At 45.4% G+C, this 12,403-nt stretch carries 8 protein-coding genes; 7 read left to right on the forward strand and 1 reads right to left on the reverse strand.

Annotated features, from left to right (window positions below; translation table 11 throughout):
• Positions 1-14: 14 nt before the first annotated feature.
• Positions 15-3,983, reverse strand: a complete 3,969-nt coding sequence (locus METLIM_RS14500; protein ID WP_004079666.1) for a NosD domain-containing protein — start codon at positions 3,981-3,983, stop codon at positions 15-17.
• A gap of 222 nt (positions 3,984-4,205) precedes the next feature.
• On the opposite strand from METLIM_RS14500, the gene METLIM_RS14505 reads away from it, so the two are divergent.
• The 7 genes from METLIM_RS14505 to METLIM_RS14535 all read left to right on the forward strand — a co-directional run bounded on the left by METLIM_RS14505 (position 4,206) and on the right by METLIM_RS14535 (position 12,174).
• A complete protein-coding gene (locus tag METLIM_RS14505; RefSeq protein ID WP_004079667.1) occupies positions 4,206-5,216 on the forward strand; it encodes an AAA family ATPase in 1,011 nt (336 codons plus the stop codon).
• Entirely contained in the window at positions 5,213-6,127 is a 915-nt protein-coding gene (locus tag METLIM_RS14510) for a DUF58 domain-containing protein (RefSeq protein ID WP_004079668.1), read from the forward strand. Before METLIM_RS14505 ends, METLIM_RS14510 begins: the two co-directional genes overlap by 4 nt.
• A complete protein-coding gene (locus METLIM_RS14515; protein ID WP_004079669.1) occupies positions 6,128-7,093 on the forward strand; it encodes a vWA domain-containing protein in 966 nt (321 codons plus the stop codon). It abuts the gene before it with no gap.
• Positions 7,090-8,643, forward strand: a complete 1,554-nt coding sequence (locus METLIM_RS14520) for a hypothetical protein (RefSeq protein WP_004079670.1) — start codon at positions 7,090-7,092, stop codon at positions 8,641-8,643. The genes METLIM_RS14515 and METLIM_RS14520 overlap by 4 nt, the downstream gene beginning before the upstream one ends.
• Positions 8,644-8,942: 299 nt before the next feature.
• Entirely contained in the window at positions 8,943-9,128 is a 186-nt protein-coding gene (locus METLIM_RS14525) for a hypothetical protein (RefSeq protein WP_004079671.1), read from the forward strand.
• On the forward strand, positions 9,125-10,327 hold the full coding sequence (locus METLIM_RS14530) for a molybdopterin molybdotransferase MoeA (protein WP_004079672.1): 1,203 nt from the start codon (positions 9,125-9,127) through the stop codon (positions 10,325-10,327). Before METLIM_RS14525 ends, METLIM_RS14530 begins: the two co-directional genes overlap by 4 nt.
• Positions 10,321-12,174: a molybdopterin biosynthesis protein gene (locus METLIM_RS14535; protein WP_004079673.1), complete on the forward strand. Its 1,854-nt coding sequence runs from the start codon at positions 10,321-10,323 to the stop codon at positions 12,172-12,174. Before METLIM_RS14530 ends, METLIM_RS14535 begins: the two co-directional genes overlap by 7 nt.
• The last annotated feature ends 229 nt before the right edge of the window (positions 12,175-12,403 follow it).

Genomic DNA, 12,403 nt, shown 5'->3' on the forward strand with positions numbered 1-12,403 from the left:
ACTCTTAGCGAAATTCATTCTTCTCTTCTCCTCACTGAAGCAAACAACAGGATTACAGTAATACAGACTGCACCAATTACCGAAAGCCAACCTCCGAAGAGAAGACCTGACGGTCTGGCAGGAATTTCTTTATTCTCTCCTTCAGAAACAGAGTTACCATCACCTGATGACTGTTCTGATTCTGTTAGACCTGATTTTACAGTCTCAGCCGGAACTTTCTCTCCGGCAGAGGCATCACTCTTATGCAGAACTATTGCAAAGTTTCCAAGCGAGGCACTGTCAGCAAAGAATTCATATGAACTGCCTCTCTCACCATCATAAACAGTGGAGAGACTCTGCCATGACTCTTCATCAGCATTATAATAAACAAGCTCAGTCAGTTCAGGATCACAGCCGCCTGTAAAAGCACTCTTATCAACGGCAAAACTGAGAGTTGTTCTCTCAATCTCTGACGGATCTGCCTTGTAAAGCGTTACGCTGATATACTGGTAAACATCTCCGGACGGCTTCACTGCTCCTGAAGGCATCCTGCCCTTTTCTGCGGTGAGCATAATCTCCTTCATATCCCTCTCTGCAACGATGGAGATCTCATATATGGCAGTCTTACCGATACTGAAATCAATCACCTCTCCGGCAGTCACCCCTTTCTTAAATACAACTCCGACTGAACCTGATCCGCCGCCACCGCTGCTGCCTGATGAACCTGTATCTCCTGACGGCGTGGGAGCAGAGACGGATGACAGGCCGAAGAGTGAAAGACCGGACGGGCTGTAGCCGTAAAAGGTGTAAACATCATTAACCGGACCTGTAAAGGTTGTCGAAAGCACCTGGCCGTCACCGCTGTCAGCAATTCTTAAAATGCGGACTGCTGAAGGTCCGCCGTGTGCATCAACCCACCCGGAACCTATTCTCATAGTTACATTTGCATTGTTTACAAGACCATCAAATCCTGCTGATTTTACAATACGAAGTGTAAATGCAATATCTCCCGGATTAAGCCCTCCGGCAGAGACAATGGATGAGAATACGGATAAATCACCTGCCGAAACAGTTCTGTTTACAGAGGAGTTTATTTCAGATCCCGGAGAAAGTCCGGTCAGGTTCACTGATACAGAACCTCCCGCTGCACCTGTAATGTTGAAATTAGTTCTAATCTCTGACGTAACAATCTCAACTGAACTGATGTCACCCGTTATCGAGCCAATATTTCCACCCGGAGGATTGACTGTGTTTATGATTATATCAAAACCGTTCTCTGAAAGTCTTATGCTGTTGCCTGATACTGTGGCATGTCCGGAACTATTGTCCACGACTACCGACTGTGAACCGGGAACACCAATGAATGTGCACTCCGGAGGGTTGAGCGGAACGTCTTCAGTAACATCTCCGTTATAATCACCGTTCAGATAATAACTGCTGAATTCAGATACAAGCGGGTAATTATCAGTTACACCGTCTGAATAAGGACTGTCGGCGATGCCGTTTCCGTCAGAATCAGTCTTATCCGCACCAGTCCAGTAATTGCCAAGGAAGGAGGAACTCTGCCGGCCATTATAGACATAATTCTTTACGACATCAGTGGTATTGTAGAGATTTCCGGAACCCTCATCCTTTGGCCCCTTTCCTTTTGAGAAAGTGTTTTCACATACCCGGTTATAACCACATTCGGCAGATTTTACCGAGAACATTCTCTTACTGTTAGAGTTCAGGCTGACTGTATTGAATGATATAATATTCCTGTCCGAATCTCCGTCTATAACAATACCCACACCGTCACCACCGACCGAATTGTTGGCAACTGTGCAGCCTGAGGCATTATACAGGAAAATACCGCCGGAATCCGATTCATCTGAAACATTTGAAACCGTAAACCCGTCAAGCAGAATCCCATCTGCATTCAGGAAAAATCCCCTGTAACCGGCAGACTGAACTGTCACTGCTCCGGCACCGTTCTCAGAGCGGACTGTCAGGTTTTTGCGGATACTGACTGATTCATAGTATGTCCCGTCCCTGACAATGACCCTGTAACCCGGATTTGCGGCATCGACCGCCGACTGAATCGTCCTGAAATCCTCATCAGGGCCGACATAGAATGTATCCCCTGCCGGAATTGAAGAGCCGAATGTATAGTTGCAGACCGGTGAAATCAGTGGGTAACTGTCAGTTCCGACATCAGGAATTTCATATGCAGAGGAACCGATACCGGGCTTATCCCCGGAAACACCGGCATAACCTTTCCAGAAATTTCCCACCTTTGAACTGCCCTGATAGACTTCAGAACCGTCCGAATAGGTGTACTGCCAGATATCCTGTGTATTCCAGAGATTTCCTGACGACTGCCCTGCTTTCTTCAGATTTCCGGATAAAAAGGAATTGCGGAAAATTTTATTCGCACCGGAATTCTTCTTGATAGAAAGGGCATAGTGATCAGCAGACTCCGGGCAGCTGATAACATTACCGGAAACTGTATTGTTATCGCCGGAATTGAAATATATTCCGTCAGAATTTCCGGAGATCACATTATTATGCAGGATACTGTCAGATGCTGAATTGAACCTTACTGCATAGCCACCTGTGCTGCCATCACCGGACGCACCTGTTATATTAAAGCCGGAAACATTTACAGAATCTGCATTGAATACAAATCCGTCAGTATTTGCCGGAAGTCCCGAGAGATCGAGAAATGTTTTATCCGGCCCGTTTTCAGAACGTATAAAGAGAGTTCTTGGAATATCCACACTCTCTGTGTATATGCCGTCTCTTACAATAATTTCAGTTCCTGCGTGAGCAAAGGTTACTGCATCCGATATTGCTGTATAATTGCCGCTTCCGTCACCAGCAACGTAAAGGGGAGATACGGCCGGAGAGACAACGATCCGGCTCTTCCCGATTATGCTTCCGTTTGACGCGGTTACATTGCATATACCCCGGCTGACTGCCGTAAAGAGGCCGTCTGAATCAACAGTCCCTACAGAGAGGTCATCTGACTGCCAGTCAAATATTACACCCGGAATCTCATTGCCGCCCTGGTCCAGACCCTTTGCAGTCATCTGAAGGCCAGATGCAGGTTCAACCACCGATGATTCCGGAGAAACAGTTACAGAAGTCAGTTTAGGAACAAAGAGGGACCAGACCGAATATCCGCTGACTGATCTTCCGGACTCATCATTGAGCCTGTTGGTCCACTGCACAGTCTTATCCACACTGCGGGTGTCAGATTCGGGCATTTTGGCATAGGCATAGACATTGAATGCTGCATAACAGTCATCAAGGTTTCGGAACTCATAATTGACCTTCAGTGAACCGCTGTTCCTAAGTGAAGTATATCCGAGTTTCTCCGCATTTAAAACACCGGCGTTGAGATCAATAAACATCAGCTTAAAAGAATTGTCGGTATCCGAGACGTCCTGCCCGTAATAAAGCGGATAATCGGAGGAATTGTAAAGTTTCCAGTTCTGCTTTACGTTATTTCCACCATAAACGGAGAAATTATCCTTATTAAAGTCTGCATTCAGACAGTCCTTCACATAAGTGACCTCGCTCTCTACAGGAGGAGTATGTCCGGTTGAATTGGGTGTCCACTGTAAACCGTTGCATCTGAGATTTACTGAGAAATTATCACTTACAGAACCATTTACAGCCAGAAGAAGAAGAATGTCATCTTTATAATTCATCCCCCCCGTATCTGTGACATAAAAAGATCCTGACATCTCCGCAGTCCGGGTAACCTGCCCGTAGGAGTCAGTATAATCATCAGTAATATGCAGGGTATTAAGGCCCGCATTTTCAGGGAACCAGAACCAGTATGTCCCGTTACCCCAGTCATCAAAGCGGGGATCATTTGCAGTCTGAATATACAGATTGTTATAATCAGGCAGAGAGGCACTCTTCGCCCCAACTAACTGAACAGATATAGACAATATAAATATTACAGCCAGAATTTTTAGTACCGGAATAAACGAATTAAATCTTTCAGAAACCATGAGAACCAACCGAAGTTAAACAAGTATTAGATATAAATAATTTTGAAATAACCAATAACTCTCTATTTCAGAAACCATATAAATCCTCACATTTAATGCCATAATTCATTTTTGGGTTAAATTAACTACATTTACAGCATGACGCCAAACATAAATCAGATCCTGCCACAGGACATGATAATTTCATAAATATTTAACTTCAATAACTTATCCGTGAATTTAATGCCGGAAGATAAACATAAAAGGCCAAAGATAGATGAAAACAAACCGGATAAATCTCCGGAGAACTATTCAGATAAACTTCTCCTCCTTGAATCCGAGATAAAAAAAGTAATCATCGGGCATGAGAGCGCAATCCGGGAACTAATAATAGCCTTTGCAGCAGGAGGCCATGTCCTTCTGGAGGGAGTGCCCGGCATTGCAAAGACTCTCCTTGTAAAGACCCTCTCAGACTGCACAGGCTGCAACTACAGCAGAATCCAGTTTACACCAGACCTTCTTCCGGCTGACATCACAGGCACAAAAATATACAGATTTGAAAAGTCATCCTTTGAAACGGTAAAAGGGCCGGTATTCTCAAACATAATCCTCGCAGATGAGATAAACCGTGCCCCGCCAAAGGTCCAGTCCGCACTTCTTGAAGCGATGCAGGAGAAGCAGGTCACAATACAGGGCGACAGGCACGGCATAACTCCGCCTTTTTTTGTCCTTGCAACACAAAACCCAATAGAATCAGAAGGCACATACCCGCTGCCTGAGGCGCAGACTGACAGGTTTATGCTAAAACTTCTGATGAACTACCCGTCAAAAGAGGAGGAAATCCGGATAATCAGGAACTTTACGGGAGGCTTCAGCCCGGCAGCAGAGAAGATAATTGACAACAGCGACATCCTGGAGATACAGTCGCAGATAAGGGCTGTGTACTGCGGCCCCCTTGTCGAGAACTACGCCGCTGAGATCGTTGATTCAACCAGGCACCCGGAAAAATACGGAATAGAACTCAGAGACTATATAGAATTCGGGGCGTCACCGCGTGCATCGATAAGCCTGATACTGTCCGCAAAGGCAAAAGCAGTGATGGAAAATAGGGATTATGTCATCCCGGACGATCTGAGGGAGATGGCACATCCGGTTCTGAGGCACAGAATTCTCCTGAATTACAGGGCTGAAGCAGACGGAATTGAAACAGAGGAGATAATTGATGAAATCCTCTCAAAGGTGAAGATCCCTTGAAGATTACAGAGGAAGAGAATTATTCATCATTTGCCGGATATTCTGCTGAGGACTGCCTTGAAATTGTCAGCAGAATCAGAATAATCAGCCGCAGCCGGACAGAGAGAACACAGACGGGCATTCACAGGTCTCTACTCAGGGGAGGCGGCATCGATCTTGCGGACATAAGGGAATACGAATACAGTGATGACATCAGAACAATGGACTGGAAGGTCACTGCAAGATACAGAAAGCCCCATGTAAGAATATACAACGAAGAGCGGGAGAGGGCAGTATATCTGATGATCGACCGTTCGGCATCATCCTCCTTCGGGGACGGGGTTTCAAAGGAATTAAAAATCCTTGAGATCTCAGCGACAATAATTTACTCATTACTAAAAGACGGAGACGCTTCAGGCATCCTCTTATTCACCGATGAAATAGAGAGATTTATTCCGGCACGCAAGGGAAGAAGACACTCCGCACTGGCCATAAACACAATAATCTCACACAAAACAGCCTCAAAGGGAACTGACATAAAAAATGCCGCAGAATTTCTCCTCTCAAGACTGAAACGGAAGAGCCATATTATAATCATCTCAGACTTTGACTCACCTGATTTCTCAGAGGCCATATCACTCCTTGGAAAGAAGCATGACGTTCAGGCAATAAGAGTATCAGACAGTCATGAAACTGAACTGCCGGACATTGGCCTGGTGGAGATCTCAGATCCTGAAACAGGTGAACAGATGATGATCGATACATCTGACAGGAATTTCAGGGAAAGGTACAGGGAGATAACAGAAGAATACCAGAGAGATCTCTCACAATTATTCAGAAAGAACAGAATTCCGGAGTTAAACATTATAACATCCGACCCTTACAGGGATCTTCATCTGAAACTCTCAGCATTTTTCCGGAGGACAGCATAAATGTCCGGATTTTACCACCCGGAATTTCTGGCAGGACTGCTCCTGATACCATGCCTGATTTATTACTACATATACCACGAAAAGCACAGCCGGCGCAGAGCCCTTGAATTTTCAAAACTCTCCTTTGCAAAGGCGGCAGCGGCAGAAGATAAAACCCGGAGAAGAAAATTTCTCAGCCCGAAAAATACCGTATTCATACTCCTTCTCCTGGCATCCGGACTGATATTCACCGGGCTTGCAGGGCCGCATATGCCGCTTGAGACGGAAAAAGAGGGAGTAAATGTCGTCCTTGCAATGGATGTCTCCGGGAGTATGCATGCAACCGACTATAAACCCGACAGGCTTGAGGTGGCAAAAGAGTCCGCCCTCACACTGATAGAAAACCTTGGAGAAAAGGACTTTGCCGGAGTCGTGACGTTTGATTCCGGGGCGGCATCAGCCGCTTACCTGAGCCCCGACAAGGAAAAAACCGGCAGAAAACTGATGGCAGTAAGCATAAAAGACGGAAATACGGCGATAGGTGACGGACTCGCACTTGCGGCTGACATGGCCGACTCCATACCTGACAGAAGAAAGGTCGTCATACTGTTATCAGACGGTGAGAACAATGCAGGCGGTATTACCCCTGAAGAAGCCATATCATTTGCAAAAAACCGGAACATTCAGGTCTTCACCATCGGCCTTGGATCGGACGAACCTGTCCTTTATGACTATGACACATTCGGAAATCCCCTCTATGCCAACCTGGATGAAGGGATACTGAAAAAAATCGCCGAAGAGACAGACGGCAGATACTTCAGATCAGTAGATGAAGAGACACTAAGTGAGATCTATTCGGGGCTGAACCAGGCAATAATCCGTGAGGCAGAGGAGAGTGACATAGATTACATATTCTATCTGATTGCTGCGGTCGCACTGATTGCCGCCATACTGAAAGCATTCGGAAGGAGGCAGGCAGTCCCTTGAAAATTCAACCAGTCCTCCTCATACTGCTGCTCACAGCAGCACTGACCGTAACGGCAAGTGCAGAAGAGGCCGTATTCATCTCAACAGGTTCTGCACATTATGGTTTTTCATCAGATGAGGAGGCACAGATACCTGTTAAAATCACCAACACCCTCGGAAAGGATCTTCCCGGAACCCTTGTGTTAAAGGTTAAAGACCCAAATACCGGAGAATACTCATCCTCACAGAGAAAACAGGTCACGGCATTTTCAGGAGAGGAGACATATTACGTCTCAGCCGGAAGTTCAGGAGAGAACAGGGACCTCTTAATAGACATCTCGTTTGAATACGGAAATTCACCTGTATACAGCTCGGAACTGAATGGAATAGGCATAAGCTTTGCCAGCAGTCCGGATGAAGACAACAGTGACAGCCCGTTAAACTCAGAGCCGGTAAAAGGCACTTCAGGGATAAAAGCAGAGAGTCAGGAGAAGCCGTCATATTCTCCCGGAGAGAGCAGCGGTGAAATCAGAGCCGAAGAAGAGTATTCCGACTCATCCGCACTGAAAAAGACACTTATGGAAGAGGAGATAGAGAGAGAGTTCAGGAAAAACGCAATAGTAAGGGCCGCATATAATGACACATTACTTAACGGAATAAACAGTTCACTGTATGAACAGAATTTCTCAAAAACCTCATTTGCAGCAAATCCCAAAGGAGAAAATTCAGGCTGTTTCTACTCGGCATACATAAACGGCAATGAAAAAACCGTATCAGTATCAGGCACTGTAGATGAAGGAGAAGTAAAAAATATTCTTGAAAAGACAAATGCGACAATAACTCTGCCGCAGGACTTCCTGAAAAATGCAACACTGGCAGGTATAATCACAGAGACAGAGGCAGAGGGATTTGAGAGAGCAGATACCGAAGTAAATATCTCACTGTACGGCAGTCCGGCGGTTCATTCAGAACTGAAACTCACATACAAAAAGGGCATATATGCAGCAGAAATACACGCAGTATCAGAAGACGGAACTGTAATCTCAGTCACTCTGGAAAAGGACGATATTGTACCATTCTGGGTAATGCCCATACTGTTACTTATTTTTGCCTCCGCCAATGCCATTGCAGTCTATGTATACTATTCAGTAATAACAGAATACCCGGGTAACATTCACAGAGAAACTCCTGCGCCCGATGACCTAAGCAGAAGAGAGCCTGATCTTTTAAAGGATGCAGAACGGCTCTTCATGCAGGGATATAAAAAAGAAGCCGTCAGCATGGCGGTGAGAGCACTCAGGAGAAATATATCATATAAATTCTCTTCAGGAGAAGAGATCTCGGACAGGGAATGCAGAGACTGTCTCCTCTCAGCCGGGCAGACCGGTATAGGCGAGTCAGTAACCAGAATCATAAAATCCACAGAAGAACAGAGATTTTCTGAAACCGGGATAACGGAAGAGGAATTTAAAAACCTCCTTAATGAGATCAAATCGGCAGTTGCAGAACAGAAAACGGGAATAACAGCAGACAAACGTAATAACAAAATCTCAGGTCCAAAGGACGATTAAGGATTATAAATCATAAAAAAAGAAAACCGGATATAATTCCGGCAGATTAGAGCGGTGTCATTGTGGCATTGCCAACTTAATCCCATTTCAAGAACATTTAACCCGTAATATTTACAGGGTCGGCAGATCAACATAGTTTACAATATAACTTAACATTTACGATTTTAAATTTAATCAAATTAACAAAGTAGATTATTCCGAAATATCAACAACAACCAAATAATCCAGAACAACATTACATTCTTCAAAAGTTCAGAGATATCGATAAACTATTCTTATCCAAAGATCAGATTAAATATATGGACGAAGATTTGAAAATAAAAATCGCAAAAGCATTTGAAGAAGCCGGCATCACAGATATGATCCAGTGTCAGCAGGCATTTGACATCTGCGAAAAATATGACATAAGAAAGATCGACATTGCAAGATTCTGCAATGCAAACAGCATAAAGATCAGAAAATGTCAGCTGGGCTGCTTTAAATGAGCCTGTTTTTATCACTAAAATCAGTAGAATCTGCAAAAATCACATTAAAAAGCATAGCCGGAAAAAGAGAGACAGAGATAATAGACCTCGCAGAAGCTCATGGAAGAACATTGTCAGAGGATATCACCTCTCCAATGGATCTCCCGGGTTTTTCAAGGTCCATAGTCGATGGCTATGCAGTCTTTTCCAAAGATACACTTGGCGCATCAGAATCCCTCCCCGCAATGCTTGACTACTCCGGCAGGGTTGAGATGGGTCAGCCGGCAGCATCCGATATAAAACCCGGCAGCTGCGCATATGTCCCGACCGGAGGAAATGTTCCGGATGGTGCCAATGCGGTTGCAATGGTTGAGTACTCTGAAGAGTTAGGCGATCAGGTGCTCATCTACCGCCCCATGGCAGACGGTGAAAACATCGTCTTTGCCGATGAGGACTTTGCAGAATCTGAAGTTGTTCTAAAAGCAGGAACAACTCTAAGGCCACAGGAATGTGGTGTGCTTGCAGCACTTGGATTTTTAAAAGTCAGTGTATTCAGAAGACCGGTTGTCGGCATTATCTCAACCGGAAACGAACTCGTACCTGTCGGAGAGGTGCCCGGATTCGGCAAGGTAAGGGACGTAAACTCAATGCTATGCTCAGGATTTGCAGAGAAGCACGGCTGCATACCTAAGAGATACGGCATTGTCGCAGATGAGAGGGAGACGCTGTTTTCGGCTGTAAAAAAAGCCTCAGAAGAGTGCGACATAGTTCTCATCTCCGGAGGCAGCTCCAAAGATCTCAGGGACAACACATCAGTGATTATTGGTGAACTCGGAGAAGTCCTGATACACGGCATTGCCATCTCACCCGGAAAACCGACCATAATCGGAAAAGCACTCGATAAACCTGTAATCGGGCTTCCCGGACATCCCGCATCCGCCTATGTCGTACTTCACATACTCATATCCGGACTGCTTGACGCATACAGGGATCAGGAGACGGTGTTCAGAACAAAAAACCTGACCCTTATACAGAATATCTCATCCGCACAGGGAAGAGAGGACTACATACGGGTAAAGATAACTCCTGAGGGTGCAGTGCCAGTATTTGGAAAATCCGGGCTGTTAAACACACTTATCAACAGTGACGGAGTATTAAAAATCCCGGCAGGCTCCGAAGGTCTTGAAGCGGGAGAGCAGGTGGAGGTGATCCTGTGGTAAAACGCTATCTTGACATGGTCTCCTTAAAAGAAGCAAAGGATACAATAAAGAGGGAATTCACACTGACCCCTGGCAGAGGTAAGGCAACCCTTATGGATGCACACGGAAAGATCTCAGCAGGTCCGGTCTTTTCAAAGTACTCCGTCCCCATGCTCCACCTCTCTGCAATGGACGGCATAGCAGTAAAATCAGAAGAGACAAAAGGCGCAGCCGAGACAAAACCGGTTCTAATTACAGATTTTAAGCGATTAAACACTGGAAATATCATCCCGTCCGGCTATGACGCAGTCATAATGATCGAGGACACCTGGGAAGCTGAAGGCGGATTTGACATAAGAAAAGCGGCAGCACCTTATCAGCATGTACGCCCTGTCGGTGAGGACATCGGGGAGTCAGAGATGATAATCCCCTCACTGCACAGGATAAGATTCAACGACACTGCCGCCCTTGCAAGCTACGGCATATCAGAAGTCGATGTTCTCTCGCTCAGAGCCGGAATTATACCGACAGGTTCTGAACTGCTTGAGCCGGGAAGTGAACCTGAGCCCGGAAAGGTGATAGACAGCAACTCCATCATGGCAGGAGCAATGCTCAGTGAAGCAGGCGTTGACTTCACCCGCTACCCGATTGTAGAAGATGATTTTGACCTAATCAAAAATGCAGTAAAAAAAGGGATTGAAGAGAACGATTTCCTCATAACATCGGCAGGATCTTCTGCCGGAACAAAAGACCATACAGCGTCTGTTATTGCAGAACTTGGCGAAGTTCTCATTCACGGCATAGCGATAAAACCCGGAAAACCGGCAATAATCGGCAGAATAAACGGCAAGCCCGTAATCGGACTGCCCGGATATCCCCTCGCCGCCATGACCATCATGCGTGAGATAGTAATGCCTATGGTTGAGAGTTATGGATTCAAAGTTCCGTACAGGTACAAAACCAATGTTGAACTCTCAACATCGCTCCACTCACCAATCGGAACTGATGAATTCGTTATGATGTCAGTCGGAAAGGTAGGCGGGCGCTATATCGGCGTGCCCATGTCAAGAGGTGCAGGTGTTCAGATGTCTGCCGTCAGGGCAAACGCATACATTAAAATTCCGGCAGAATCCGAAGGAATCTCTTCCGGAGAGGAAACAGAGGCAAATTTCACCGTTACACCCGACCTTGCTGAAAACTCCCTGCTGATAGTCGGCAGCCACGATCCATGCCTCGACTATCTTGCAAGCCTTGCATCAGAGAAGGGCATTCAGGTATTCTCTGTTCATTCCGGAAGCATGGGTGGAGTTTTAGCGCTTAAGAAGAGCTACTGCCACGCCGCACCCGTCCACCTCCTCTCAGATGACGGTGATTACAATGTCCCTTATATCAGAAAGTATCTGGCAGGTGAGGAGATCTCTTTATTCTGTGTTGCAGAGAGGGAGCAGGGCATTGCATCAATATCAGGTGCTGGTTTTGATGAAATAACTGAACTGAGCTATGTTAACCGGCAGAAGGGATCAGGTACAAGAATACTGCTTGACTACATACTTAGAGAGAATGGAATCAGCCCTTCAGCCGTCAATGGCTATGAGAGAGAGATGACTACACATCTCGATGTCGCGCTTGCGGTTAAGAACGGTGAGGCAGACGGGGGAATGTGCGTATATAGTGCAGCAAAGGCACTTGGCCTGAAGTTCAGTCCGGTTGCAAAGGAGAGATATGAACTGGCAATACCGGCAAAATTCTTAGAAGACGAGAGAATAAAAGCAATACTTGAGATAATAAAGAGTGACAAATTCAGAGCGCAGCTGACCTCACTTGGCGGATATGACACTTCAAAAACCGGAGATATAAGAAAAGTCTAATCGCTTACGGTTTTAAAAAAAAAGGAAAAAATCCTTTTTCCGGAATAACACAACATCATGAGATTATACCAAATATCTTAACAGCATAGAAAATAAGCAGCTGAAATCAGGAATCTAAGAATAAAATACAAATTCCATTAAACCCGCAGCCTCTCAGAGAGAGATCTAAAAACAGCGGGGAAATATTTCAAAAAAAATAAAAATTATTCATGGAATTTAATTAACATCA

Origin of the sequence: Methanoplanus limicola DSM 2279 (genome assembly GCF_000243255.1) — an archaeon.
Lineage (GTDB): Archaea > Halobacteriota > Methanomicrobia > Methanomicrobiales > Methanomicrobiaceae > Methanoplanus > Methanoplanus limicola.

Coding starts and splice junctions, on each gene's coding strand:
- METLIM_RS14500 (WP_004079666.1), bottom strand. CDS start 3,983: ATGGTTTCTGAAAGATTTAATTCGTTTATTCCGGTACTAAAAATTCTG.
- METLIM_RS14505 (WP_004079667.1), top strand. CDS start 4,206: ATGCCGGAAGATAAACATAAAAGGCCAAAGATAGATGAAAACAAACCG.
- METLIM_RS14515 (WP_004079669.1), top strand. CDS start 6,128: ATGTCCGGATTTTACCACCCGGAATTTCTGGCAGGACTGCTCCTGATA.
- METLIM_RS14525 (WP_004079671.1), top strand. CDS start 8,943: ATGGACGAAGATTTGAAAATAAAAATCGCAAAAGCATTTGAAGAAGCC.
- METLIM_RS14530 (WP_004079672.1), top strand. CDS start 9,125: ATGAGCCTGTTTTTATCACTAAAATCAGTAGAATCTGCAAAAATCACA.